The sequence below is a fragment of the Wenzhouxiangella sp. YN1 genome, assembly GCF_056324145.1.
In genome coordinates this window covers 16,092-41,536 of record NZ_JBJNIO010000136.1, presented here as the reverse complement: position 1 = coordinate 41,536, position 25,445 = coordinate 16,092, and the positions used below count along the sequence as shown (strand labels likewise).

The following is a 25,445-nucleotide window of genomic DNA, read 5'->3' as shown; positions in this document are numbered from 1 at the left end:
GGCCACTGATCGTGCACGCGCTCAAGGCATGGTTGAGTTCATATGCCCGTCGCGCTGGTGCTGGCGACGGTCGCGATTGGATCGACCGCGTTCTTGCGCTCATCGAGCCCGAGCATAATACCGATCCTGCAGCCCCGACAGCTGCTGAAATCCTGACTGCCCTCGAGGCGCTTGAGCGCCTCTCGCCCGACTGGCCCACCGTTATTGCGACCGTGCTATGGCCGGGGGTTGCAGCGAGTGGCCACAAGTCCTGCGACCTCGGCGATTCAGCGCTGACCGCTGCGGTTGACAACTTGCTCGATCAGCTCGGCACCCTGCAGCATTTTGGCCGCACCTACCTGCCCGACGATCAGACCCGCGCCGAAGGCTTGCGCCAGCTGCTGATGGCGCTGGTGGCCGACGTGCGTGTGGTGGTGATCGCGCTGGCCTGGCAGATTGCGCGATTGCATGCCGCGCGCGACGCTGACGAGGCCGCGCAGCGGCAAATTGCGCGCGAAACGCAGATGATCCACGCGCCCTTGGCCAATCGCCTGGGGATATGGCAGTTCAAGTGGGAGCTCGAGGACCTGGCCTTCCGCTATCTCGAGCCCGAAGCCTACCGCAGTATCAGCCGCATGGTGGCCGAAAGGCGCGCTGATCGTGAAGCCTTCATCGACGAGTTCATGGAACGCCTGCGTGCGCTGCTCGCGGCCTCGGAGATGGACGGAGAGGTCAGCGGCCGGGTCAAGCACATCTACTCCATCTGGCGCAAGATGCAGCGCAAGGGCCTGGACTTCCATGAGCTGTTCGATGTGCGCGCCGTGCGCGTGCTGGTCGATACCGTCGAACAGTGCTACGCCGTGCTGGGGCTGGTGCACACGCGCTGGCAGCCCGTGCCGAGCGAGTTCGATGACTACATCACCAACCCCAAGGCCAACCTGTATCAGTCGCTGCACACGGCCGTGAACACCAGCAGCGGCCGGGTCGTGGAAGTGCAGATTCGCACGCACGACATGCATCGCCATGCCGAGCTGGGCGTGGCCGCCCACTGGCGCTACAAGGAAGGCGGTGCGCGTGATGAGGCGATGGAAAGGCGCATCGGCGCGATGCGCCAGCTGCTTGAAGGTCAGGGCAGCGAGGATGATGACGAGGCCCTGCTCGAGGGTTTCAGCAATCTCACCACCGAGGATCGAGTCTACGTTCTGACTCCGGCCGGAGAAGTGCGCGATCTCTCCGCCGGAGCAACGCCGCTGGATTTTGCCTACCTGATCCATACCGAGATCGGGCATCGCTGCCGCGGCGCCAAGGTCAATGGCCGCATCGTGCCGCTGACCTATTGCCTGCGCAACGGCGATCGCGTCGAGATTCTGACCGCGAAAGAGCCGCGCCCTTCCCGCGATTGGCTGATTCCGGACCTGGGCTACATTGGCACGGCGCGGGCGCGCTCCAAGGTTCGCCACTGGTTCCGGCAGGCCAACCAGGAGGAAAACCTGGCGGCCGGACGGCAGGCGCTCGAAAGCGAGTTCCGCCGCCTGGACCTGGAACCCGGCGAAGCGGCTCGCGTGAAAGGCAAATTCAACGCCACCCGTATCGAAGAACTGTATGTCAGCGTTGGTGCCGGCGATGTGACGGCAACCCAGGTTGCCCGGGCAGTCGAGCGTCTCCACGAGCGTGAACGCAGGGAACGCAAGGGCATACCGCTGCAGCGCGAGCCGGTGGCGCGCGGCGATGACGACGATGTGCGTATCGAAGGCGTCGGCAGCCTGATCCACCAGATGGCGCGCTGCTGTCAGCCGGTTCCCGGCGACGATATTGCTGGCTACATCACCCGCGGGCGGGGCGTGAGCATCCACCGGCAGGATTGTCGGCAGTTCCTCACGCTGCAGGGCGAGCAGCCCGAGCGCGTGCTCGAAGTGCAGTGGACCCGCCGGCTGCGCAATCGCTATCCGTCACGGATTGTCGTCCACGCCTGGGATCGTCGTGAACTGATCAAGGACATCGGCACCCTGCTGGCCGCCGAGAAAGTCAACGTCACCGGCATGAACGCCCAGCACGCCGAGACCAGCGACGAAGTGGATATCAGACTGACCGTTCAGGTCGAAGACTTCGACCAGCTCACCACTTTGCTCAACCGCCTGCAGACCATTCCCAGCGTCACCGACGCCCGCCGGCTTCGTTAGTGGGAAAATCCTGTAAACGCCAAGACGCCAAGACGCCAAGACGCGAAGTAAAAACCGTGGTTAACTTTGTTTATTTTTTCCTGGCGTCTTTGCGTTTCAAAGGTTTTTCCGATCCCCGGCGCCCATCAGCTCGACGATTGCCCGCCTGGCGGCATCAAAGCTGAAGTGCTTTTCGACGTTGGCCAGGCCGCCGTCGGAAAGCTTCATCCACAGCGCCTCGTCGTTGTAGGCGCGCACCACGGCTGCGGCAAAAGCCTCGGTGGTGTCGGCAATGAGCACGTCTTCGCCGTGTTCCAGATACATGCCTTCGGCGGCGCAGGTGGTGGCCACCACCGGCAGGCCCCAGGCCATGGCCTGGTTGACCTTGCCTTTCACGCCGGCGCCATAACGTAGCGGCGCGATCGACAGCCGGCTGGTCTCCAGGTAAGGCGTGAGGTCGGCCACGTAACCGTGCATGATCACGCCGTCGCTTCGGCGCTCGCGCAGCCCCTCGGGCATGCGGCTGCCGATGATGTGCAGCCGCGCCTCGGGTATGCGGCGCCGGACCAGCGGCATGATTTCCTCGATCAGCCACTCGGCGGCATCAAGGTTGGGTGGATGCTGAAAGCCGCCTACAAAGACCAGGTCGCGTCGCTCGGCCCAGCCGCAGCGGCGGCCGTGAATGCGATGAATGTTCGAAAGCACGCGGACATGCGCTTCGGGTTCGAGCTGTTGCAGAAGGGTCTGCTCGACTGGGCTGACCACCAGCGTGGCGTCGGCCTGCCTGATCAGCGCCAGCTCGGCTGCCCGGGTCTTGCGCGCCATGCGCGCGGCCTGGTCGTCGCCGGCAATTTCGGCCATGCGCTCCTCGCGCAGAAAATGCAGGTCGACGGTGTCGAAGGCCAGCGCCGCGTTGGGGCAGTGGCGCTTGATGCTTGGCAGCAGAGGGCTGAGCACATAGTGCCGGCTGACGATCACTTGATCCAGGCGTGGGCCGTGCTCGGCCAGCCAGTCGTCGATGCTCGTGGCCCAGGGGTGGTGCAGCACTTCGATGCCGATTATCTGCAGCTCGCGTGTGTAGCGCGCCACCCAGGCGAGATTTTCCGGCATGAAGCTGACCCGGTAACCCAGGTCGCGGAGGATGGTGAGCATGGCGACCATGCGCATCGATCCGGAATCCTTGTCGGGCTCGGGCGTGGTCGCGTCGATGACCAGAACGTGGCCGCGGTTGCGGTGATGACGCGCCCGATCAACGGCCTCGACCGCTTCGGGGCCAGGGACTGGCGCGGGTTGTTGTTTCAGCTGCGGTCGCCAGCGTTCCAGGAATTTCTCGCGGTTGATCGCCTGATAGCGCTTGGTGCCCGAGGACTCGTCGGTGCCCGAACTGATGCCTTCGTGATGGACGATGGTGCAGGCAGGCTGGTAGATCACCCGCAGGCCCTCCTCGCGCACACGGAAGCACAGGTCGGTGTCTTCGTAGTACGCCGGCGTGTAGTGTTTGTCGAAGCCGCCCAGTCGTTCGAACAGTTCACGCTCGATACCCAGGCAGGCGCCCGAGACGTAGTCGGCCTCGCAGGCGAAGCTGTATTCGGGGCGTTCGGGCTGGTCGCCGCGGCCGTAGTTCCAGCCCGAGCCGTCGCTGAATATAATGCCGCCGGCTTCTTGCAGGCGCCCGTCGGGGTAGACCAGGCGCGCGCCGACAATGCCGACGTCGGGAAACGCAGAAAAGGTATCTACCAGGGCTTCGAGCCAGCCGGAGGTGACCGTCGTGTCGTTGTTGAGAAATACCAGATACTGCCCGCGAGCGCTCTCGGCACCGGCGTTGCAGCTGGCGATGAAGCCGCTGTTGGTGTCGTTGCGCAGTACTCTCAGACCGCGGCACTGGGCCAGATAGTCGGCGGTGCCATCGCTGGAGCAGTCGTCCACGACGATCACCTCGCAGGCGTGCCGACCGGCGCGATCGGCCAGTGAATTGAGGCAGGCCGAGGTGTAGTGCACCTTGTTGAAAACCGGCACGATGATGCTGACCAGGGGATCATCTGCCGACTCGAACGAGACCGGATACAGTTCCTCGACCGGTGGTTCGACCGTTTCGATCGCAGTCGGCGGCTGCGCGCCCGGGTGAATGCCCTGTTGCATCAGTTCCAGCGTGCCGCGCGCGCCGTAAAGCCGCAGATTGTGAACCAGCCTCGCCAGCAGGCGCGGCCAGCGCAATGGGTTGTAGACGCGCCGGCGCAGCGCATTGGCAGCTACGCGATTGACCACGCGCATCGGTCGGGTGATGCGCCAGGAGCGGCTGGCGAAGATGGTCTGGAGTTCTCGATCCAGATGGTCGATCCGCGCCTCGGCACTGCTGCGGACCTGCTCCAGTTCGGCTTCGCTGCGTTCGATGGTTTCGGCAACTTGCCGTTTGTGGCTTTCCACCTCACCTTCAAGCTTCCTGGCCCACTGCGTGCGCTCGTTGGCCAGCCGCTCCTGCTTGCGGGCCCAATCGGCCCGGCTCTGCAGCTCATCGTCGAGCGTCTCGACCCGGGCGCGCAGCGCCGTGTGCTCATGCCGGAGATCGGCCAGCTCGGCGGCGCGGGCGGCGGCTTGCATCTCGATGCCGGAGCTGGTGGCCGCAGCCCGCAGCCCGACCTGACGCCGGGGCGCGAGGTCATTGATGGAAATCAGCGCCTTGGTCACCGGGGGCTCTTTCGGCAGGTTTTTGCGCAGCGCGGTCAGCTGCTCGGGGTTTTCTGCCAGCGATCGGATCGTTTGCGTCAGGGCTTGCGCATTCGGCTCGAACAGCAGGCCGTCGACCTCGTGGCTGATCCGTTCGATGAAGCTGCCGGTACGCGTGGCCAGCGGCACCAGGCCAAGGGCACGGGTCTCGCTGAGCACATAGTTCCAGGTTTCGGCTACCGTGGATAAAAACAGCGCGGCCTGAGCGCCGATTCTCGCCAGGTGTACTGGGAGGTCTTCGTGGCGGTAGTCGAGCACGATGTCGACATCGGGCCGGCCGAAAAAGCGCATGCCGTGGCGGCCGCAGCCCAGCAGGGTGATGCGGGCGTGGTCGCGCAGTTCATCGAGCGCCGCTTCGAGCAGGCCCAGCCCCTTGCCGGGCGACAGGCGCCCGACGACGACCAGGTTGAGCCGTCCGTCGGGCAGGGTCCGCGGTGCGACAGCGGGCGTGTCGGCCGGCCAGCCGGCGAAGCCGTGAGGAATGATTTGCGCCTTTGCCAGCGGATCGTCCACCAGGCGGCGCCAGCGCTCGAGCACCTGTTCGGTCGGAGCCGCCAGAGCCACATCGCTTTTCGCCACGGCTTCCAGCCAGGCGGTGGTCAGGTCCTGCCAGGGGGCGACGCGCCGTTCGACAAACAGAAAGCCATCGCCGGAAGCGGCAATTGCCGCTTCGAGATCAATGGCACCCTCGGCGGTGATCCAGGCGAAGGGATCGTGATCGAGCGCCGGCCATGCGGGATAGTAGTCGTGCAGCATCTGGATGGTCGGCAGGCCGGTGGCCAGCGCATCCAGGCCATGGCCGATCAGCGAAGACACGACCACGCGGCCGACGCCATAGCGACGGATCACCGCATCGAGTATGTCGCAATATTGCGGGTGCTCGATATCCGTCCCGGGAATGGCTGGCGCCAGGGTCCATTGCCGGATACAACCGCGGCCGGGGCCGGCGGCGTAGAGCTTGACCCACTGGCCGTGGACGACGCCGTCGGTTCGGCCGCTGGCGGAAAGCACCAGGTGGTGGTGGGTTTCGTCGGCGGCTGCCAGATCGTCGATCCAGCGGGCGACACCACCGCCCCAGTCGTGGCTGATGTGCAGCTCGACCGGGCGCTGATCGAATCCGAGCAGGGGCAGGGAATCGATCGTGTCTTCTTCCCCCAGCCGCTCGAGAGCCGCGCACAGATGGCCCATTGCTGCGCGCCGGTCCGGCGCGTCGATTTCGTCAGCGCTTTCGGCATGCGGATCCTCCAGCCACAAGCCGTCATACAGCCAGCAGTGCCCTTGATTGGCCAATTCGATGGCTGCATCAGCTTGCCCTGGCGCAATCACGGCCAGTCGTTCAGGGTGCAGCCGGATCAGCGAGAAACGCAGCTCGGAGGCGGCGTTGACGAGAGCATCAATGTTGGCTTCGGCTGTGAGCGCAAGGCCAGCCGCCGGGTCGAGCCCGGGCTGGTGGTTGCCCGGCAGGCCAAGAAGCGGCGGGCAGTCTGCTGAGGCCAGGGCGTGGTCGAGGCGGCGAGAAAAATGTTCGGGCAGTATCAGGCCCGGTGCCACCAGAACAATGCCGTGTTCACGGTGCCGGGCCTCGATGCTGTCAAGCCAGTGCCACCACGGCCCCCGGCTGCCGGGCAGGACGCCCAGGCTGTCAGGCACCAACCCGCCTTCGCTGGCGACGATCTCGCCAGGAAAATGCCGCTGCAGGTTTGCAAGCCATGCTGGCTCGACCATCCGGCCGGGTTCGGTCAGGACGACAACCAGGGCACGATCGCTGAATGGACTGTTTGCGTCAGTCACCAATTGGCCTTGAGAAATTTTCCAGATGCATAATCGGACGGTATACTGCCCCGAACCGTTTGCGCCGGTCGGGCCCGTTGCGGCAAATGCGTCGCCGCAAACGGGCAATTATCGTTCACCCATGGACTTCTGTCATCTCGCGTATGGCCGGCAAGCCGCGGCGCAGCCGTAAAGCACGTTCCCGCAAGAAGAAAACCGGCAGCCGCCGCTGGCTTCGCTGGCTGCTGCGCCCGATGCTGTTCGTGCTGGGCCTGTCGCTGGGCCTGCTCGGACCGTGGGTGTGGTGGCTCGATCGCGAGGTGTCACTGCGTTTTGCCGACCGCCACCTGACCGAGGCCAGCCGCGTTTACGCTCGCCCGCTGGAGCTGCACGACGGGCTTCTGTTTTCGCGTCGGGATTTGCTGGTCGAGCTCGAGGCCGCCGGGCTGCGTTCGGGTGCGATCGAGCGACCGGGGCGCTTCCGGGTCGACGGCCAGCGCATCGAGCTGCACCTGCCGGCCTTCGATTTTCCCGACGGACGCCAGGCCGCGCAGCGTGCATCACTGCGGCTGCGCAACGGGCGTATCGACCTGCCTGACGAGACCGCGATCCTGCGGCTGCCGCCAGCCGAGCTGGGGCGCATCCTGCCGCTTGACGACCGCGTGCGTACGCCGCTGGCCATCGAGGAGTATCCGCCTTTGCTGGTCGCCGGAGCGCAGGCGGTCGAGGATCGCCGCTTCAAGCATCATTTCGGGCTTGATGTCTGGGGCCTGGCACGCGCGATGTGGGCCAATTTCCGCGCCGGCAAGGTGGTGCAGGGTGGCAGCACGATCACTCAGCAGCTGGTCAAGAACCTGTTTCTCTCGCCCGAGCGCAACCTGCTGCGCAAGTTCAACGAGGCGATCATGGCCATCAGCCTGGAGCAGCGGTTTTCCAAGGCCGAGATTCTCGAGGCCTGGCTCAACGAGGTTTACATGGGCCAGGACGGTCGCCGCGGAATTCACGGTTTCGGACGCGCCGCAGAATACTATTTCGGCCAGCCGGTGGAAGCGCTCGATGCCGGCCAGATCGCCTTGCTGGTGGGCATGGCGCGCGGCGCCTCCTGGTATCACCCGCTGCGCAATCCCGAGCGTGCCCGGGCTCGACGCGATCTCGTTCTGACCATGTTTCACGAAACCGGCCTGATCGACGAAAACAACCTGCGCCGCCAGCAGCAGGCCGGGCTGGGGCTGCGCCCGTCGCTGCGCTCCGGCGCCAGTCAATACGGTGCCTTCATGGACCTGGTCGGGCGGCAGCTGCGGGCCGACTACCGCGAGCGTGATCTGCGCGGCAAGGGCTTGCGGGTGTTCACCACGCTGTCGCCCTCGGCACAGCGCCGCGCCGAGGCCGCGCTGGCCAACGGGCTGGCGCGAGTCGAGCGCGAGCCCGATTCGCTGCAGGGCGCCATTGTTCTGCTCGAGCCGGGCGACGGCGAGCTGCGCGCGCTGGTGGGTGATCGTGCATCCGGAAGGCGCGGATTCAACCGTGCGCTGGACGCACGCCGTCCGGTGGGTTCGGTGATCAAGCCGCTGACCTATCTGCTGGCCCTGGCCCGAGCCGACGCATTCACCTTGGTTACGCCGGTCGAAGATGAACCGTTGACGGTCGATATTCCCGGTTCGGAGGCCTGGCAGCCGGTCAATCATGATCACGTCAGCCACGGCACGGTGCCGCTGCTCGAGGCGCTGGCGCGCTCCTACAACCAGGCCAGCGTGCGCATCGGCCTGGCCGTGGGCGTCGATGCCCTGTTTCAGCTGATGCGCCAGCTTGGGGTGGCACCCGGGCGCGAGGCACATCCGGCCGCTTTTCTCGGTGCCGTGAGCCTCACTCCGCTGCAGGTCGCCCAGCTCTACCAGCCCATTGCTTCGGAGGGTTACAGCGCGCCGCTGCGGGCCGTGCGCGAGGTGGTGGACAGCGACGGCGAGACCATCGCGCGCTATCCGCTTCGTCTCAAACCGCTGCCGCAGCGCGAAGCCCTGGCCCTGCTCGACTTTGCCCTGCGACGAGTGGTGACCCATGGCACGGCACGTTCGCTGCCCCGGCTGCTGCGGCATGATCCTGGCGTGCGCGGCAAGACCGGCACCACCAACGACCAGCGCGACGCCTGGTTCGTGGGCTACACCAGCGACTGGCTGGGCGTGGTCTGGGCCGGCCGCGACGACAACCAGCCCGCCGGCGTCGGCGGTGCGAGCACGGCGCTGCCGGTCTGGGCCGCGCTGTTCGACAAACTGCCCACGCGCGAGGTGCGCCCGGGCCGGCCCGACAGCATCGAGTGGTTCTGGATCGACTGGCCCAACGCCCGCCTGGCTGCCGAGCACTGCGAGGGAGCGGTGGCGATCCCGTTCATTGCCGGCAGCCAGCCGACAGCACTTTCCGATTGCGTGGAAAAGCGTGGACGCTGGCCGTTCGGGCGCTGACGCGGGTTTGTGCGGTTCAGAGCCCGGGCGATTCCCTGTACCATTGGTGCGGTGCCCACACGATGCTTGCCACAAGCCGATGACCGCAACAGCATCCCGTATTTCGATTCACGTTGTATCAGCGCCCGGGCTGGTTCTCCTCTCGGCCCTGATTCTGGCCGCCTGTGCGCCCTGGCAGCCGACCCTGGACGACCCGGAAGTGGCCGAGCAGGTGCGCGCACCCGCCGGCGGCGAGGAGTCGCGCGGCCTGCAGGTCTATCCGCTGCGCAATCCGGCCGTGCGCGAGCTTGAACAGGCCGCCGAGGCAGCCCGTTCGGAAGGCGATTTCGAGCGTGCCGAGTCGCTGCTCGAGCGCGCCCTGCGCATCGAGGATCGCGACCCCGAGCTGCTGCAGCGCATGGCCGAGCTGCAGCTCTCGCGCGGCGACTGGGAACAGGCGGAAAATTACGCCACCCGCTCCTGGGAACTGGGGCCGCAGGTCGGCGATATCTGCCGGCGCAACTGGCGCACCATGGCTCTGGCGCGCGAGCGCAGCGGCGCGTTGGTCGCGGCCGCCGAGGCCCGCGAGCGCGTCGAGATCTGTCCCCTCGAGCCGCCCGAGCGCTTCTGATCGTGGCCCGTGCCGCGATGATGACCGCTTGATGAGCGCCTCCCTGGCGACCCTGTTCGGCGCCGATGGTGCCCTGGCCGGAGCGCTGCCGGCGTTTCGACCGCGTGCGGGGCAGCTCGGACTGGCCGAGACCATCGATCGCTGCCTTGACAGCGGTCAGGATCTGGTCGCCGAGGCAGCGACCGGCACCGGCAAGACCCTGGCCTATCTGGTGCCCGTGCTGCTGCGCGGGGAGCGCACGATCATTTCCACCGGCACGCTCAACCTGCAGGACCAGCTCTTTCGACGTGATCTGCCGCTGGCCCTCAAGGCGCTCGGCGTGGAGCGCAAGATCGCGCTGCTCAAGGGGCGGGCAAACTACCTGTGCCTGCACCGCCTCGAGCGTCATGTCGCTGAGCCGGAGCTGTTCGAGGATGTCATGCCCGAACTGCACACCGTACAGCGCTGGGCCGGCTACACCAACAGCGGCGAGATCAGCGAGATCGACGATATTCCAGCGTCCTCGCGGGTGTGGCCGCTGGTAACCTCGACTCAAGACAACTGCCTGGGCAGCGACTGCCCCTTTATATCCGACTGCCATCTGGTTCACGCCCGGCGCCGCGCCCAGGAGGCCGACGTTGTGGTGGTCAACCATCATCTGCTGTTTGCCGACATGGCGCTCAAGCAGACCGGCTTCGGCGAGGTGTTGCCCGGCGCCGAGACGGTCGTGATCGACGAGGCCCACCAGGTGCCGGACACGGCCATGCGCTTTTTCTCGCGCGGCCTGAGCGCCTGGCAGGTGCGCGAGCTCACCCGCGACACTCTGGCTGCCAGCGCTGGCGCCGCGGGCAGCCTGAAGCTGCTACAGGCGCCCGTGGCCAACCTGCGCGCGGCGCTCGAGCAGGCCGTCAGCGCCAGCGTCGACCTGCCGGCCCGCGGCGAGTACTCGGCCCTGCGTGACTGTCTGAACGAGTTTCAGGCGCTCTTGAAAGCCCTCAACGACCTGGCGCGCGCCCTCGACCCGCTGGCCGAGCGCACGCGCGATCTGGCCAATTGCGCCGAGCGCGCCCTGGCTATGCAGGAGGGTCTGCACGCCTTTCTGGAAGGCAAGGAAGGCTACGTGCGCTGGTTCAGCTCGCGCCGCGGCCGCTTCCAGCTCAACCTCACGCCGCTGGACGTGGCCGCGCCGCTGACCGAGCTGCGCGAGCGCGTGCCCGCGACCTGGGTGATGACCTCGGCGACCCTGGCGGTCAACGGCCGCTTCGAGCATTTCACCCGCCGGCTCGGTCTCGAGTCGGCCGAGGAGCTGGTCGTCGACAGCCCCTTCGACTACCCGAACCAGACGCGGCTTTGGATTCCCGAAAACCTGCCCGAGCCGCGCGATCCGGCCCATACCGAGCGGCTGCTCGAAGCCGTCATGCCGCTGCTGCGCGCCGCCGGGGGCAGGGGTTTTCTGCTGTTTACCGCGCATCGCGCCCTCAGGCGCGCCGCGCAGTGGCTGCGAGCGCACAGCGACTTCAACCTGCTGATCCAGGAAGACGCGCCGCGGCACGTCCTGCTCGAGCGTTTTCGCAGCACGCCCAATAGTCTGTTGCTGGGCGCGGCCAGCTTCTGGGAAGGCGTGGACGTGCCGGGCCAGGCACTGAGCATCGTGGTGATCGACAAGCTGCCTTTCGCCGCCCCGGATGATCCGGTACTCGAGGCCACGCTCAAGGCCGTGCGCGAGGGCGGCGAGAATCCGTTCACCACCGTGCAGCTGCCGCAGGCGGTGCTGGCGCTCAAGCAGGGCGCCGGGCGGCTGATTCGCCAGTGGAACGATTTCGGCGCGCTGGTGCTGGGCGATCCGCGCATCACGCAAAAACCCTACGGGCGGCTGTTCCTCAAGAGCCTGCCGCCGATGACCCGGGCCCACAGCGCCGCCGAGGCGGCCGAGTTCCTGCGCGAGAGGTTGGCAGCATGATCCGGCTGGGGATCGAGACGGCAACCGATTTCTGCTCCGTGGCCCTGGAGGTCGACGGCGAGATGAGCGTGCGCGAGGAGCTCGCGCCGCGCCGCCACGCCGAGCTGCTGATTCCCTGGATTCGCGAACTGCTCGCCGGGCGCGGCATCGGCTTTGCTGATCTCGACGCGCTGGCGGTCTCGCGCGGGCCCGGCGGCTTTACCAGCCTGCGCATCGGCCTGGGCGTGGCCCAGGGCATTGCGCTGGGCCACGAGCTGCCGATTCATGCCGTCTCCACCCTGGCCACCCTGGCGCGCGCCGCCAATCCGCAGGCCCGCGCCGGCCACGTCCTCGCCGTGCTCGACGCGCGCATGTCGGAGGTCTACGCCGGGTTCTTCGAAGGACGAAACGGGGAGCACAGGTCGGTCGGCCCGGAAGTGGTCGTGGCCCCGGCCGCACTGACGCTGCCCCATGACGGCCCGTGGCTGGCCGCGGGTTCGGGTCTGTCGAGTTACGCCGATGAGCTCGAGCCGGTGCTGGCCGGCAAGACCGTGGAAAAACAACCGCAGACCTGGCCGGACGCCCGCAGCGTGCTGGCCCTGGCCGACTCGGTCGAGCCGGTTCCCGCCTGGGAGCTGGAACCGAAGTACGTGCGCGATGAAGTGACGGGGTGAGTCATTTTTCAGCACGCGTGGTCAGACGCCGCTGGCGTCATCCGTCGGCGATGTAACGCCGACCTACGCCGCTCGTTCGCGTGCGGTTTGACGTGGACCGCTGAAGTGGGTCGCGGTTACATCCGCGACGGACGACATTTCAACCTTGAACACACGTAGCGCATGCGTGGTCAGGCCCGCTGACGTCCCGTCGGCGATGTAACGCCGACCTACGCTTCGTTCGCCGGCGGTTTGACGTTGACTGCTGAAGTAGGTCGCGGTTACATCCGCGACGGACGACCTTCGCCGTGGTCGGAGCGCTCAATCCGCCAGCTTGCGGAACAGCCGGTCGTAGCGTCCGGCGATTTCCTGCCAGCTCAGCGAGCGCGCCATTGCGTGGCCCGACTCGCTCAGGGCGCGGCGGCGGTTGGTGTTTTCCAGTAGTCCGGCCACGGCTCGGGCAAAATCGTCCCAGCCGTCGCGGATCAACAGTTGCTCGCCGTCGGTGACGGGCAGGCCCTCGCAGCCCTTGCTGGTGCTGACCACGGCTAGGCCGGCGGCGAAGTAGTCGAGGATCTTCATGCGCGTGCCGCCGCCGGAGCTCAGCGGCACCACGGCGATATCGCAGGCCTTGAGGGCCGGCGCCAGCTCGTCGAGGCTGCCGGGCAGACGCAGGTCCGGATGCTCGACACCCGGCGGTGCGTCGCGGCCGATGCCGAGTACCTGAACGCGGTGCCCCAGCCGCTCGAGCCGCGGCAGCAGTTCTTCGACCAGCGTGATCAGCGCCTGGCGGTTGGGCGGGTAGGAAAATGTGCCGTGATAAACCAGCACGGGTCGAGTCGGATCAAGGCCGAATATGGCGGCGAGGTCGGCGGGTTGCGCAGTATCGAAAGCAGGCAGGTCGACGCCGTGGGGGATGGTCATCTGTCGGCCCCGGCACAGGCCGCCGGCGATCAGTCGGGCACGGTCGCGGTCGGAAACGCAGACGACCGCGTCCATGCTGTTGGCCAGCTTCACTTCGCTCGCTTTCAGGGTTTCGACGGCGCGCGCCGACAGGTCGGGCAGCTGCTCGGCCAGGCGCTGATACTCCACGTTGTGTTCGGCCAGCACCGCCTGACCGCCGTTGAGCAGGCGGCAGATGCGGGCCGACTGGGCATAGCCGGGGAACTCGGCCAGCGCCACCGAGGCACCAATATGGCGGCCCACCCAGGCGGCGCGCAGGCCGTAGCCGGGATCATAGAGCGGCCAGTAGAGAAAGGCGTTGCTGGCCGGCAGGCCGCGCAGGCGGTGGATGGCGTGGCTGAGAATCTTCGGCATGGCCAGCGCGCGCAGCCACCACGGCAGGGGATGCGCGGTGATGTCATCGGGCGTCACCCGCCAGTATCGACTGCGCTCGGCGGTAACGATGGCGACGGGCCGCCCCAGGCGGGCCAGTCCACGGGCGGTTTCGATGATCTTGACTGCGGCGCCGTGGTCGGTCGGGAACAGGTCCGGGCGGGTGATCACGACCACGCCGTTGCCTTCCACCATCCGGCGAACGGGGCGTAGCAGCCGCCTTGCGATCAGGCCGGCACGCCCGGGCGCCGGTCGCGATACTGTCGGGCCGGCACCGGCCGCCGGACTGAAGCGCCTCGGCTGCCCGCCGGGTGTTTCGAGCCAGTCGAGGAGCGGACGGCTGCAGGCGCTCGGGCTGAAACGTTCGCGGGCCAGGCGATGGGCGCCGCGGGCCTTGTCGTGCCAGGTCTCGGGGTGCGCCAGCGCCTCGATGACGGCCTCCCGGGCGCCCCGGCGCGAGTCGACCACCCAGCCGGCGTTGTATTCGCGCACCAGCGCGGCGAGCGGCAGGTAGTCGTTGATCAGCAGCGGCAGGCCGGCCTGCAGGAACGAGGCGATTCGAAAGGGCTGCGCCAGCTCGCGCTCGAAGTTGGCCTTGGCCAGCTCGACGCCGATATGTGCCCGCGTGTCGAGAAAGTTCTGCCATTGTCGCCATGAACGCATGCCGTGCCCAATCGCGTCGATGCCGGTCTCAACGCTTCCGAAATGATGCAGCTCGAGCTCGCCGGGCGCCTGCGCCGCTGCCAGGTCGGCCAGCCAGGCCGAGCCGTCGCGCCAGGGCCAGTCCTGGCCGCCGGCGACCAGACGCAGCGGCTTGTGGCGATACTCTCGTGCGTTTGGTGGTGCCTTGATGGCCAGCGGCACTTCGATGATCGGTACATGTCCGCGCAGATCCTCACCGGCAGCCAGCAGCCAGCCGGCCAGCAGGATGCGCTGGCGGGCGTTGCCGACCATCAGCACGCTGGCCCGTGACAGCGCGCCGGTATAGCGCCGGATCGCGATCGGCGTGGTCATGGGATCGACGAAGTGCTCCTCGAGTGGACGCGGCGCGATGCAGTCGATCACGACCGCCTGGTCGAGTTTGTCGGGCAGGCGCTCGGCGAGCTGCCAGTAACCGAGCACAAGCACGTCCGGACGTATCTTGTGAATGCACCTTCCGAGGGCCGAGTGTGTCCATTCCGGGTTGTGTCGCTGGATGATCTCGTGGCCGGCGGCGGAAAGCGTTTCGCTGAGCATTGCCGCGCGCAGCTGGTTGCCAGTCGCTACGTGGTCGGGATCCAGCGGCGGCTCCAGGGTCAGGTAGAGAACGCGCATGAAGTCTTATCGAGCCCCGCCGGAATGCCAGAGTGTTTCGAGCAGCTCCGCGCCGCGCTGGCTGCCGTCGGCGAGAAAGCGCTCGACGATCTGTTCGCAGCGATCCGCACTGGCCTCGATCAGGCTCTTCTTGACCGCGGCCACGCGCGCCGGCGGCATGCTGAAGTTGGTCACGCCCAGCCCCAGCAGCAACCGGGCGGCGCGCTCGTCGCCGGCCAGCTCGCCGCAGACGGTCACTTCGAGGTCATGCCGCCGACCCGCTTCGACGATCCGGCCGATCAGCTCGACCAGGGCCGGATGGGCCGGATCGTGAAGGTAGCTGACCAGCTCGTCCTGGCGGTCGATGCCCAGCACGTACTGGATCAGGTCGTTGGTGCCGATGGACAGAAAGTCCAGCGCAGTGGCCATGGCATCGACGTTGAGCGCGGCCGCCGGCGTTTCGATCATGCCCCCGACCGGCAGCTCCGGATCGATGGCCAGGCCTTCGGCGCGCAGGGCCTCCCGGCATTCGGCGATCAGCTGGCGGGCCTGGGCGATTTCGTCCACGTTGGTCAGCATCGGCAGCAGGATGCGCACCGGTGAGCCTTCGGTCGAGGCGCGCAGAATGGCGCGCAGCTGCGCTCGGAACAGATCGGTAACCGACAGCGACAGGCGCAGCCCGCGCAGGCCCAGGGCGGGATTGGCGCCCTGGGTGAGCGCCAGCGCGTCGGGCAGCTTGTCGCCCCCGGCGTCGAGCGTGCGGATAGTGACCGGCTTGCCGCCCATGGCTTGGATGGCATCGCGGTAGGCGCGGTACTGCGCCTCCTCATCGGGCATGTGCTCGTCGAGAAAAAGATACTCGGTTCGCATCAGCCCGATACCGGCGACGCCGGTATGCATGCAGCGCTCGAATTCGATCGGCAGTTCGGCGTTGCCGTAAATCTGGAAGGACTTGCCGTCGGCCGTACGCGCGGGTCGGGAGATGAAGCGTTTGAGTTCGCCGCGATGACGCTCGCTGGCCGCCTGTTTGTCGGCATAGTGGCGCTGCAGGCTGTCGTCGGGGTTGACCAGCACGGCGCCGTAATGACCGTCCAGCACCAGGCGCTCGCCCTCGTCGAGCAGCTCGAGGGCGTGGTGCACACCCACGATCATGGGAATTTCCAGGCTGCGAGCGAGGATGGCCGTGTGCGACCAGGGGCCGCCGTGCTCGGTAACCAGGCCGGCGACCCGCCGCTGGCTCAGGATGGTCAGGTCCGCCGGCGTCAGTTCGGTCGAGATCAGAATCGTGTCGCTGAGCTGATGCGGTACCTGGGCGTTGAGGAGTGCCGGGGGCTGCTCAGCCAGTTCGCGCTGGATCAGATTGACGACCTGTTCGAGGTCCTCGCGACGCAGCGCCAGGTATTCGTCGTCAAGGCGCCGGAACTGCTCCTGCAGCTCGTCGGCCTGTCGTGCCAGCGCCCACTCGGCGTTGACGCGATTGTTGCGGATGCGCTCGCAGGCCGACTCGACCAGCATCGGGTCGTGCAGGATCAGGCGATGCGCTTCCAGCAGTTCCCGCGCGGTTTCACCACCGGACTCGCCAATGCGCTCGAGCACGCCTTCGAGAAAGGCGTTGCCGCGTTTGACGGCCCGCCGAATACGGTCAATTTCCGCCTCCACGGCGTCGGCTTCGAGGCGATACTCGGGCAGGGCCAGCTCGCCGGGCGTGAGCCGATGCACTCGGCCCAGTGCAATGCCGGCCGTGACTCCGATGCCGGTCAGCGCCAGGCTCACTCGCCCTCTCCGAAACGATTGGAGACGAGCTGCGCGATGGCGTCAGCGGCGCTGTCCTGATCGGCGCCGTCGACCTCCAGCGTCAGTTGACTGCCACAGGGTGCGGCCAGCAGAAGCACGCCCATGATGGACTTGGCGTTGACGCGCTTGTCGCCATGACTCAGCCAGATCTGGCTGTCGAAACCGGAGGCGGTCTGCACCAGCTTGCTGGCGGCGCGGGCATGCAGGCCAAGCCGGTTGATCAGCTCCAGTTCGACGGTCTTCATGACTGCACGACGCCCTGGGTGCCACCGGCGACCGCCAGTTGAGCAAGTTCGGCCGGGGGATTGTCGGCGTGGTTGGTGACCTTCAGCAGCATGGGCAGATTCAATCCGGAAACCACCGGGTAGCCCATGGCCTGTGCCGCCTGAGTGGCCAGGTTGTGCGGGGTGGCGCCGGGCAGGTCGGTTATTACCAGCAGGCCCTGGGCATCGGCGCTGCGCGCAAAGGTCTCGCGCAGATGCTTGAGCGTGGCTTCGATTTGCGTGCGGTAGCTGACCGCCACGGTGACCACCGGCAGCGCGTAGCCGAGAATGTTCTCCGCCTCGTGACGGACGGCTTCGCCCAAGGCGGCGTGGGTGACCACGACAATGCCGGTCATTGCTCCAGCTCCCGATGGCTGACCAGCACACGCAGTTCGTCCTTGCGCAATTCACGTGCGATGCGCTCGACCGCGTAGACCGAGCGGTGCTGGCCGCCGGTGCAGCCAATGGCCACGGTCACCAGGCTGCGCTGGTCTTCGGCCAGGGCCGGAAACCAGCGCCGGATGAAAGCCAGAAGATCATCGCAGAACTCGTCGACGATGGGATGCGACTCCAGATAGTCACGCACCTGTGATTCCAGCCCGGTGTGCGCGCGCAGGCCCGGTTGCCAGTGTGGATTGGGCAGGCAGCGGGCGTCGAACACCATGTCGACGTCGCGGGGCACGCCCTTTTTGAAGGCGAAGGACTCGAGCACCAGCGATTGCACGGATTCGTTTCGGGTCACCCCGATAGCGCGCCAGACCTGCCGCCGAAGCTGATGGATGTTGCTTTCGGAGGTGTCGATGATCCAGTCGGCCTTGTCGCGAATGGGGGCCAGCAGCTTGCGTTCGGCTTCGATCGCGGTTTCGACGCCGCCGAGATCGCTCAGCGGATGCCGGCGCCGGGTTTCGCTGAACCGGCGCACCAGCACTTTCTTGTCGGTGTCGAGGTAGAGCAGCTCGAATGGCCGATCGCCGGGCAGCGAATCCAGCAGCTCGGGCAGACGCTCGAGGCCTTCCGGGCCGCTGCGTGCGTCGATGCCCATCGCCACTCTGGGATAGCGCCCGGGCTGGTTGCGCACCTCGCGTGCCAGCTCGGGAAGCAACGCGCCGGGCAGGTTGTCCACACAGTAATAACCCAGGTCTTCGAGCGCTTGCAGGGCAACGGTCTTGCCGCTGCCCGACAAGCCGGAAACGATGATCAATGGACTGTTCATTGCTTGTCAGCCAATAGCCTCCCGTGGCGTTCGACAAACTCGGCGGCGGCATCGAAGCCCTTCATGCGCAGCATGAAGTCGCGTACCGCAGCCTCGGCGATGATTGCCATGTTGCGCCCGGCCAGAACCGGCAGGTTGATCTGCGGGATCTTGAGGTCGAGCACCTGGTGTTGTGAAGCATTGCCCTGCAAGCGGTCGGGTTCGCTGTCGCCGCTTTGCGGCAGGTGCAGGTGAATGATCAGCCGCAGATACTTGCTGGCCTTGACGGCAGTATCTCCGAACATGCGGCGGATATTGAGGATGCCCAGGCCGCGGACTTCCAGGCACTCCTTGAGCACCGGCGGGCAGGAGCCTTCGATGATGTCCGGGGTGAGCTGGGTAAACTCGGGTGCGTCATCGGCAATCAGGCGGTGGCCGCGCGTGAGCAGCTCCAGCGCCAATTCGCTCTTGCCGGTGCCCGATTCGCCGGTAATCAGCACGCCGATGGTAAAGATCTCCATGAACACACCGTGCCGGGTCTCGCGAGCGGCAAGGCGGCGTGAAATCTGGTATTCGAGGAAGTCGACCAGCTCCCAGTCATTCTGGCTGGAGGTCAGCAGCGGTGTGTCGTTCTCTTCTGCAAGCCGGGCCAGATCGTCTGCTACTTCCAGACCGTTGGCCACGATGATTGCCGCCGGCTCGTCGCCCATGATCCGGGCGAGGGTTTCCCAGCGGGCTCTCGACGGCAGGCCTTCGAGCCAGTCGTACTCCTCACGGCCGATGACCTGGATGCGGGTGGAATGAATCGGGGTCAGAAACCCGACCAGGGAAGGGCGCGAATGAAAGCCGGTGGGTTCGAGTTCGCGCCTGCCGGCTTCCGCCTTGCCGCTGACCCAGCGCAGGTCGAGGCGGTCGGCAAACTGGTCATAGAGTTCGGCCGGGGTGATGCGCTGGGTCATTGCGCCGCGACATCGGCCGGACTGGTGGACAACAGACGCAGCAGCTCGTCGGGGTCGTCGGTGCTTCGCAGCGCGTCGCGCTGCGAAGCGCGGCCGAGTCGTTCTGCCATCTCGGCCAGCAGGCGCAGGTGCGTGTCCGTACATTGCTCGGGCACCGCCAGGGCAAAGAACAGATCGACCTTTTCGTGGTCGGGGGCATCGAAATCGATCGGACTCTTGAGTCGGACCATGGCGCCGGACACGTCGTTCTGGTTATCGACGCGGCCATGCGGTATGGCCACGCCGTGCCCCAACCCGGTCGATCCCAGCCGCTCGCGCTGGCAGAGACTGTCGAAAATATCTCGCGTACTGGCGCTGCCGGGAGCAGCAGCCAGCAGGCGGGCCACCTTCTCCAGCAGACTCTTCTTGCTCGAAGCGGAGATGTCGACTGCAATGCGTTCGGCGGAGAGCACGTCAACAAGCTGCATGAGTTCGAACCCCTTCCTTTGATCAGCGCAGCGCGCTACTCGGCTTCAGCCGGTGGCGAACTGCGGTGTGAGGTGACCTTATCCTTGTGTCGGCGGACCTGGCGGTCGAGCCTGTCCATCAGCAGGTCAATGGCGGCATACATGTCTTCCGATTGCGCCTCCGCGTGCAGCGGATTGGTGCGTCCGCCGACCATGACGGTGCCCTCGGCAATGTGCTCGAGCTTCTCGAGACGCAACACGAAGTGACCCGAGATGAGGTTTTCGAAATGACGCTCGAGACGCTCACTCTTTTCGGTAATGTAGGCTTTCAGGGCTTGGGTGACTTCAATGTTGTGTCCAGTGACTTCGATCTGCATCGACTCGCTCCTTCAGGTTTGCTCAAGTCCTTGTTGCCAAAGCTCATGTTATCAACCCGGCAGTCCGGCAATGATAGTCCATGGCGGCGTTCAATTCGCATGTAGCCGTGCCGTTCGCCGGCGCTGGGCCGAGCCGGGAATGCCCAGCTGCTCACGGTATTTGGCTACCGTTCGCCGCGCCAGCTTGATGCCGTTTCCGGCCAGCTGGTCGGCCAGCGCCTGATCCGACAGTGGCTTGTTCGGGATCTCTTCTCCGATCAGCTTTCTCAGCTGTGCCTTGACCGCGGTGGCGGCCACTTGCTGGCCGTCCTGAGTGTCTATTCCCGTCGAGAAGAAATACTTCAGCTCGAAAGTTCCGCGCGGCGTATGCACGTACTTTTCGGTCGTCGCCCGCGATACGGTGGATTCGTGAACATCGATCGCCTCGGCGACTTCACGCTGCAGCAGGGGTTCGAGCCCGGCCTCGCCCTGGCTGAAGAAGTTATGCTGGCGTTCGGCGATGGCGCCGGCGACGGCCTGCAGGGTCTGATTGCGCATCTCCAGCCCGCTGATCAGCCAGCGCGCCTCTTGAAGCTGATCTCTCAGGTACTCCTTGTCCGCGCCCCGCGCCTGCCGCGCCAGCTTGAGGTACACGCCGTTGAGCCGCAGGCCCGGGTCGTTGTCGGGATTGAGCGTGACCCGCCAGCCGTCTTCGGCAGGGTGAATGTAGACATCGGGGACGATGTAGTTTTCATCCTCGCGACCAAAGCGGGCGCAGGGGTGCGGGTTGCAGCGTCGAATGACCGCCAGTGCGGCCTGAATTTCGCTCTCGGTCATGCCGGTAGCGCGAACCAGGGCGCGAATATCCTGCTTTCCGAGCGCATCCAGATGCCGTTCAACCAGGTGACAGGCCAGGCCAAGCGCCGGGGTGCTCGATGACATGGCTTTAAGCTGCAGCAGCAGGCTTTCGCCCACGCTGCGGCTGGCCACGCCAAGGGGCTCGAAGCGCTGCACACGTTCGAGGACGGCGGCGACCTCCTCGATGCTGACCAGGTACTCGGGTGCCAGCGAGCTTCGCAGGGTGGCCAGATCGTCCTGGAGATAGCCGTCTTCGTCCAGAGCGTAGACGATGGCCCGCGCAATGGCCTCGTCGGTTTCGCTCATGCCCGCCAGATTGACCTGCCACAGCAGGTGCTGCTGCAGCGATTCATCGGCCCGGTCGCTGATGAATTCGTCGTAATCGGGTGCCGGGCCGGCGCCGACGGAATAGCCTTCCGGCAGGTCGTCGAAACCGTAGTCGTCGCCGTAGTCGAGCTCGATTTCGTCGCGTTCTTCGCTGCCGGTCTCCTCGCCGATATCATCATCGTCAAGCGGCTCGTCGGCACGTTCGAGCATGGGGTTGGTGTTGAGCGCCTCGCGGGTGGTCTGCCGCAGCTCGACCCGGTTGAGCTGCAGCAACGCGATGGCCTGCCGCAGCTGCGGTGCCAGTTTGAGTTTTTGACCCAGCTTGAGCTGGAGGCCTGCTCCCTGTCTCATGCCTTCGATTCTACGCCACGGGCAAGAATCGGGCCACTTGCTCGGAGCAGCGGCCTGGATGGCCGCTCATGGCGGGTTGCCTCTGCTGCCGGCCTTTGCAGCCGAGCACTGGCGCCAGCCTCTGCAGGAGCGGTTCCGGACCGCGATACGGCACTGATCAAAAGCCGCAGTAAAGCCCGCTCCCCGAAGGAGTCCGCTGCTTCTTGCTGCGAGCTCTGCAATACCGGATCGCGGGATTCCGGCGTTGACTTTCAAGCGCATCCTTTCGTGCCTTTTCGGCTCTCTTGCGCCGGGAGAAATACCTGCTCAAAGCGTTCACACCGCAAGCCGGGCGGAACGCCTTCGGCTTTGATTTCAGGCGGCGTCCGGGGCGTTGCCTGATGGCAGAAAAAAGGCCCCGCCCGATGCCGGGCGGGGCCTTTCTCAGAGCCGTGCAATGCGGCGCCGCCAGGGGCGGTTACTGAACGCTGAGTGTGTATTCGGAAGCCACCCAGCCGGTGCGTCCCTGGCTGTCCTGGATCTGGATCCAGTCGCCGGCGCGTGTCAGCACGTTGGCCATGGCGCCGGAGGTGAGGCTGAACTGCACCGGGCTTTCACCGTTGGGTCCGGAACGCACGTTGAGCGAATTGGCGGTGATGACTACGCGCTCGCCGGTGCCGCCGCCACCGCTGCCGGTGTTGCTGGCCTGATAGCCGGCCGACTGACTGCCGCCTTCGCGGTAATAGCGCTGCGGCGTGCGGCGCACGATCTCTTCGACCGACTTGCCGATGACCTGGCGCAGCGCCTTTTCGCGCGGCGTGTTTTCCCAGGCGGACAGCGAGCCACCCAGCGAGTGTCGGCCGGTGTAGCCGGCCAGGGCGCCGCCGATATCGAAGTCCTTGGCTTCGCCCTGGACGCTGGTGGCGGCCAGTACACGGCTGGTGGTCGTGTCGATGATGCGCAGGTCGATGGCCATGTGGGCGCTGCTTGAACCGCCGGCGATGCTGCCGACGACCTTGCCGATGCGGCTGCCGCCGAAGGAGCCGCTTCTGCCGCTGGCGTTTTCGGAAAACTCGGTCACCGCGGCAACCACCAGCAGCTCGGCGCCTTCAACCTCGCCAATGGCGGCAGCGGTGTCCTGGCGCACGCGCCCGCTGGCGCCGAAGTCCTGCTCGGCCAGAATGTCGTCCACGGCCTGTCGCTCGAGCACGATGAAGCGCCCCGAATTGAACAGCGCGGTGGTCAGCATGTCGGCCATGCCGTCGCCGATGGACTGGTTCCACCAGCGGCCGGAGTTGCTGGCCTTGTTTTCGAAGCGGGCCACGGCAATGCGCGCCTGCGGGCCGTTGTAATCTGCCGCGCGTGCTTCGCCGATGCTGGGTCCGGAGCCGCTGTCACGCACCTGTGTGGTCGTGCCCGCAGCGGGGCAGCCGGTCAGCAAGCCCAGTGCGCACAGGCCGGCAATCAATTTGAATTTCATGGTGTCTCCTCCTGAAATGATCCGTATCTTTTGCCCCGTCATGCAGCTGCACCTGCGGGCAGGATGTATTGAGCGTGTACCCCAATAACGAAATGCCGGTCCGAATCCGGACAGGCTCTGCACGAGTTCGACCGAGCCTTGCATTTTAGTCCGAGGGTGAGGCGTTCGCCAGCGCCAAGCCGGGTGGTACCCTCTTGATATCCCGTCCAGCGCTGGACGGGCCCGACTGCTGGAGAACTGCTGCATGACGACGCTGGAAACCGAGCGCTTGATCATTCGGCCATGGCGCCGCGAGGATCGCCCGGCGCTGGCGCGCATGGCCAGAGACGCCGAAATGATGCGCTACGTCACCCGGGGGCAGACCTGGTCCGATGAGGCCATCGATCAGATGCTGGAGCGCCAGCGCCGCCACCTGACGCAGCACGGCGTGTGTTTTGGCGCCACGGCGCTCAAGGCCAGCGGCGAGGTCATCGGCGTGGTTGGCATGCAGCAGCTCGACAACGGCGATTTCGAGCTTGGCTGGTGGGTCTGGAAGGACTACTGGGGCCGGGGGTTCGCAACCGAAGCGGCCAGCGCTTATGTCGAGTATGCGCGTCATGTCATGGGGCTTTCCAGCCTGGTCGCTGTCATCGATCCACCCAACATTGCCTCCAAGGTCGTGGCCGCAAGGCTGGGCCTGCGCTTCGAGCGCATCATGAATGCACGCCGGACGATTTCGCGCCGCGATAACGAACCGATTGCGCTCTACAGGATCCGGTTTCAATGACCGGCTACAACGATCAGCCTTTCTGCATCGAGGTCATAGGGTTCGCCGTCGTAGTCGCCCCAGTTTGCCTCGATACTGAAGCCGGATGACCGCAGCAGGCTGCCGATTTCGCCCGCTGACCAGACGCGATGCGAGAACTCGTGGCGATGTACGCGATCGCCGTCGATCAGCAGCCACTCGTTTTCCAGCCGCGTCATGTCTTCGACCAGGGCGGGGCGCTCGATCAGAAGGCGCCCGTCGTCGTATTCGGTCAGGTGCACCGGCTGCAGGTTGCGGCAGAGATACTCCAGGCCCACCAGGTCAAGTATCAGCCGGCCGCCCGGCGCCAGGCTGGCGCGAATGCGGTCGAGCACGCGCCGGTGATCGGCTTCGGCGGTGAAATAGCCAAAGCTTGTCCACATCACGACGATCAGGTCGAAGGCCTGCGGGCGCTCGAATTCGCGCATGTCGGCTTCGACGAGCTCGATATCACGCTGCCCGCGGCCGGCGGCAAGCTGTTGCAGCAGCGACGGGCTGGTGTCGACGGCAGTGACTTTCAGGCCGGCATCGGCCAGCGGCAGGGCGTGTCGGCCCGGGCCGCAGCCCAGATCAAGGACGGTTGCGGGCGGATCGCCCAGCAGTTCGAGCAGCTGCTGGACTTCCTGCCGGCCGCGCGCGAAAGTGTCTGCGTTGAACATCAGTGAACCGAAGTTGCGCCAGAAGTTGTCGTCCAGATACCACTCGTCGCTCAAGTTTCTGCTCCTGTTGCTGTGGCTGCCGGGGCTGGCCGGCTGTGCCACGATGGCCTGGTACGGCCAGGCCGCCCGCGGCCAGATCGAGGTTCTGACCAAGCGCGAGGATATCGCACAATTGCTGGCCGATCCGGCCACTCCACCCGCCCTCGCCGAGCGCTTGCGCACGGTACTCGACATACGTGATTTCGCAACGCGCGAGCTGGGGCTGCCAGACAGCGGCAGCTACACCCTTTACGCCGATCTCGGGCGCCGGGCGCCGCTGTGGAACGTGGTGGCGGCGCCGCGCCATTCGGTGCGGCCCCGAACCTGGTGTTATCCACTGGTCGGCTGTGTCGCCTACCGCGGATTCTTTCGCCATCGGCAGGCAGCCGAGCTGGCGGCGCGGCTGGAGGCGGGTGGTTTCGACGTGGCGGTCTACCCGGCCACGGCTTACTCGACGCTGGGCTGGTTTGCCGATCCGGTGCTCGAGAGCATGCTTGCGCTGCCCGACCCGGCCCTGGCCGAGCTGATTTTTCACGAGCTTGCCCATGAGCTGCTTTATGTGCGCGGTGATGCCGCCTTTAGCGAGGCCTTCGCAACTTTTGTCGCCCGTGTGGGCACCCGGCGCTGGCTGGCGCATCGTGGCGCTGACGAGGGTCTGCAGCGATGGCAGACGGATCAGCGGCTGAATCGGCAGCTCAACGAGCTGCTGCTGGCTGCCCGTCAGCGCCTGGCCGATGGCTATGCGGGGACCACTGATCGGGAAAGACTGGCCCGAATCAAGCGGCGTGAGTTCGAGCGACTCGATGCCCGGCTCAGTGAGCTGGTCCGGCGCCACGACAGTGCCCGGATCCGGGCCTGGCAGGCGCGTGACATCAACAATGCACATCTGGCGATGCTGGCCACCTATGAGTCCGGCGTCGCAGCTTTCCAGTCGCATTTTCAAACCGAGTGTTACGCCCACTTGAGCTGCCTGTACGCTCACGCACGTTATCTGGCGCGGGGAGATTCTTCCCGGCGTGCGGAATTTCTTGGCGCAAGCCATTGAACAATGGCCAAGGATG

At 66.1% G+C, this 25,445-nt stretch carries 19 protein-coding genes; 7 read left to right on the top strand and 12 right to left on the bottom strand.

The window, feature by feature from the left end:
• Positions 1-11: 11 nt before the first annotated feature.
• Entirely contained in the window at positions 12-2,159 is a 2,148-nt protein-coding gene (locus tag ACEWQZ_RS06330; protein WP_476482231.1) for a RelA/SpoT family protein, read from the top strand.
• A gap of 96 nt (positions 2,160-2,255) precedes the next feature.
• Here ACEWQZ_RS06330 and ACEWQZ_RS06325 read toward each other — a convergent pair whose 3' ends face one another.
• A complete protein-coding gene (locus tag ACEWQZ_RS06325) occupies positions 2,256-6,653 on the bottom strand; it encodes a glycosyltransferase (protein WP_476482230.1) in 4,398 nt (1,465 codons plus the stop codon).
• 143 nt (positions 6,654-6,796) lie between these two features.
• On the opposite strand from ACEWQZ_RS06325, the gene ACEWQZ_RS06320 reads away from it, so the two are divergent.
• From ACEWQZ_RS06320 to tsaB, 4 genes are all read left to right on the top strand, one after another.
• Positions 6,797-9,088, top strand: coding sequence for a transglycosylase domain-containing protein (locus ACEWQZ_RS06320; RefSeq protein ID WP_476482229.1), 2,292 nt, complete (start codon positions 6,797-6,799; stop codon positions 9,086-9,088).
• A 79-nt stretch (positions 9,089-9,167) separates the two neighbouring features.
• Positions 9,168-9,698, top strand: a complete 531-nt coding sequence (locus ACEWQZ_RS06315; protein WP_476482228.1) for a tetratricopeptide repeat protein — start codon at positions 9,168-9,170, stop codon at positions 9,696-9,698.
• Between the two features lie 31 nt (positions 9,699-9,729).
• Positions 9,730-11,637: an ATP-dependent DNA helicase gene (locus ACEWQZ_RS06310; protein ID WP_476482227.1), complete on the top strand. Its 1,908-nt coding sequence runs from the start codon at positions 9,730-9,732 to the stop codon at positions 11,635-11,637.
• A complete protein-coding gene (gene tsaB, locus ACEWQZ_RS06305; RefSeq protein WP_476482226.1) occupies positions 11,634-12,290 on the top strand; it encodes a tRNA (adenosine(37)-N6)-threonylcarbamoyltransferase complex dimerization subunit type 1 TsaB in 657 nt (218 codons plus the stop codon). The genes ACEWQZ_RS06310 and tsaB overlap by 4 nt, the downstream gene beginning before the upstream one ends.
• 300 nt (positions 12,291-12,590) lie before the next feature.
• Here the strand turns inward: tsaB and ACEWQZ_RS06300 are convergent, their stop codons facing one another.
• From ACEWQZ_RS06300 to ACEWQZ_RS06255, 10 genes are all read right to left on the bottom strand, one after another.
• Complete coding sequence (locus tag ACEWQZ_RS06300) at positions 12,591-14,918, bottom strand: glycosyltransferase (RefSeq protein ID WP_476482225.1); 2,328 nt, start codon at positions 14,916-14,918, stop codon at positions 12,591-12,593.
• A 6-nt stretch (positions 14,919-14,924) separates the two neighbouring features.
• Entirely contained in the window at positions 14,925-16,670 is a 1,746-nt protein-coding gene (gene ptsP, locus ACEWQZ_RS06295; protein WP_476482224.1) for a phosphoenolpyruvate--protein phosphotransferase, read from the bottom strand.
• On the bottom strand, positions 16,667-16,936 hold the full coding sequence (locus ACEWQZ_RS06290; protein ID WP_476482223.1) for an HPr family phosphocarrier protein: 270 nt from the start codon (positions 16,934-16,936) through the stop codon (positions 16,667-16,669). The genes ptsP and ACEWQZ_RS06290 overlap by 4 nt, the downstream gene beginning before the upstream one ends.
• Positions 16,933-17,310 carry a PTS sugar transporter subunit IIA gene (locus tag ACEWQZ_RS06285; RefSeq protein WP_476482222.1) on the bottom strand — a complete coding sequence of 126 codons (378 nt, stop codon included), beginning with the start codon at positions 17,308-17,310 and terminating at the stop codon, positions 16,933-16,935. Before ACEWQZ_RS06285 ends, ACEWQZ_RS06290 begins: the two co-directional genes overlap by 4 nt.
• Complete coding sequence (rapZ, locus tag ACEWQZ_RS06280; protein WP_476482221.1) at positions 17,307-18,167, bottom strand: RNase adapter RapZ; 861 nt, start codon at positions 18,165-18,167, stop codon at positions 17,307-17,309. The genes ACEWQZ_RS06285 and rapZ overlap by 4 nt, the downstream gene beginning before the upstream one ends.
• Complete coding sequence (gene hprK, locus ACEWQZ_RS06275) at positions 18,164-19,105, bottom strand: HPr(Ser) kinase/phosphatase (RefSeq protein WP_476482220.1); 942 nt, start codon at positions 19,103-19,105, stop codon at positions 18,164-18,166. Before hprK ends, rapZ begins: the two co-directional genes overlap by 4 nt.
• Complete coding sequence (locus tag ACEWQZ_RS06270) at positions 19,102-19,572, bottom strand: PTS sugar transporter subunit IIA (protein ID WP_476482219.1); 471 nt, start codon at positions 19,570-19,572, stop codon at positions 19,102-19,104. Before ACEWQZ_RS06270 ends, hprK begins: the two co-directional genes overlap by 4 nt.
• Positions 19,573-19,607: 35 nt before the next feature.
• Entirely contained in the window at positions 19,608-19,928 is a 321-nt protein-coding gene (gene hpf, locus ACEWQZ_RS06265; RefSeq protein WP_476482218.1) for a ribosome hibernation-promoting factor, HPF/YfiA family, read from the bottom strand.
• Positions 19,929-20,018: 90 nt separating this feature from the next.
• Positions 20,019-21,443: an RNA polymerase factor sigma-54 gene (locus tag ACEWQZ_RS06260; RefSeq protein WP_476482217.1), complete on the bottom strand. Its 1,425-nt coding sequence runs from the start codon at positions 21,441-21,443 to the stop codon at positions 20,019-20,021.
• A 457-nt stretch (positions 21,444-21,900) separates the two neighbouring features.
• A complete protein-coding gene (locus ACEWQZ_RS06255) occupies positions 21,901-22,902 on the bottom strand; it encodes a CsgG/HfaB family protein (protein WP_476482216.1) in 1,002 nt (333 codons plus the stop codon).
• Positions 22,903-23,146: 244 nt separating this feature from the next.
• Here ACEWQZ_RS06255 and ACEWQZ_RS06250 point away from each other — a divergent pair, with 244 nt between their 5' ends.
• Entirely contained in the window at positions 23,147-23,668 is a 522-nt protein-coding gene (locus ACEWQZ_RS06250) for a GNAT family N-acetyltransferase (protein ID WP_476482215.1), read from the top strand.
• Here ACEWQZ_RS06250 and ACEWQZ_RS06245 read toward each other — a convergent pair.
• Positions 23,662-24,399 (bottom strand): class I SAM-dependent methyltransferase, encoded by a 738-nt coding sequence (locus ACEWQZ_RS06245; protein ID WP_476482214.1) that lies wholly within the window; start codon positions 24,397-24,399, stop codon positions 23,662-23,664. The two genes, ACEWQZ_RS06250 and ACEWQZ_RS06245, sit on opposite strands and share 7 nt — an antisense overlap.
• Between ACEWQZ_RS06245 and ACEWQZ_RS06240 the strand changes: the two genes are divergently transcribed.
• Entirely contained in the window at positions 24,371-25,429 is a 1,059-nt protein-coding gene (locus ACEWQZ_RS06240; protein WP_476482213.1) for an aminopeptidase, read from the top strand. The two genes, ACEWQZ_RS06245 and ACEWQZ_RS06240, sit on opposite strands and share 29 nt — an antisense overlap.
• The last annotated feature ends 16 nt before the right edge of the window (positions 25,430-25,445 follow it).

What these genes read in the sequence shown, in the direction of transcription:
- ACEWQZ_RS06310 (WP_476482227.1), top strand. Translation starts at nt 9,730, where the DNA reads ATGAGCGCCTCCCTGGCGACCCTGTTCGGCGCCGATGGTGCCCTGGCC.
- ACEWQZ_RS06255 (WP_476482216.1), bottom strand. Translation starts at nt 22,902, where the DNA reads ATGAAATTCAAATTGATTGCCGGCCTGTGCGCACTGGGCTTGCTGACC.
- ACEWQZ_RS06250 (WP_476482215.1), top strand. Translation starts at nt 23,147, where the DNA reads ATGACGACGCTGGAAACCGAGCGCTTGATCATTCGGCCATGGCGCCGC.
- ACEWQZ_RS06270 (WP_476482219.1), bottom strand. Translation starts at nt 19,572, where the DNA reads ATGCAGCTTGTTGACGTGCTCTCCGCCGAACGCATTGCAGTCGACATC.
- ACEWQZ_RS06285 (WP_476482222.1), bottom strand. Translation starts at nt 17,310, where the DNA reads ATGACCGGCATTGTCGTGGTCACCCACGCCGCCTTGGGCGAAGCCGTC.
- rapZ (WP_476482221.1), bottom strand. Translation starts at nt 18,167, where the DNA reads ATGAACAGTCCATTGATCATCGTTTCCGGCTTGTCGGGCAGCGGCAAG.
- ACEWQZ_RS06290 (WP_476482223.1), bottom strand. Translation starts at nt 16,936, where the DNA reads ATGAAGACCGTCGAACTGGAGCTGATCAACCGGCTTGGCCTGCATGCC.
- tsaB (WP_476482226.1), top strand. Translation starts at nt 11,634, where the DNA reads ATGATCCGGCTGGGGATCGAGACGGCAACCGATTTCTGCTCCGTGGCC.
- hpf (WP_476482218.1), bottom strand. Translation starts at nt 19,928, where the DNA reads ATGCAGATCGAAGTCACTGGACACAACATTGAAGTCACCCAAGCCCTG.
- hprK (WP_476482220.1), bottom strand. Translation starts at nt 19,105, where the DNA reads ATGACCCAGCGCATCACCCCGGCCGAACTCTATGACCAGTTTGCCGAC.
- ACEWQZ_RS06260 (WP_476482217.1), bottom strand. Translation starts at nt 21,443, where the DNA reads ATGAGACAGGGAGCAGGCCTCCAGCTCAAGCTGGGTCAAAAACTCAAA.
- ACEWQZ_RS06300 (WP_476482225.1), bottom strand. Translation starts at nt 14,918, where the DNA reads ATGCGCGTTCTCTACCTGACCCTGGAGCCGCCGCTGGATCCCGACCAC.
- ACEWQZ_RS06320 (WP_476482229.1), top strand. Translation starts at nt 6,797, where the DNA reads ATGGCCGGCAAGCCGCGGCGCAGCCGTAAAGCACGTTCCCGCAAGAAG.
- ACEWQZ_RS06315 (WP_476482228.1), top strand. Translation starts at nt 9,168, where the DNA reads ATGACCGCAACAGCATCCCGTATTTCGATTCACGTTGTATCAGCGCCC.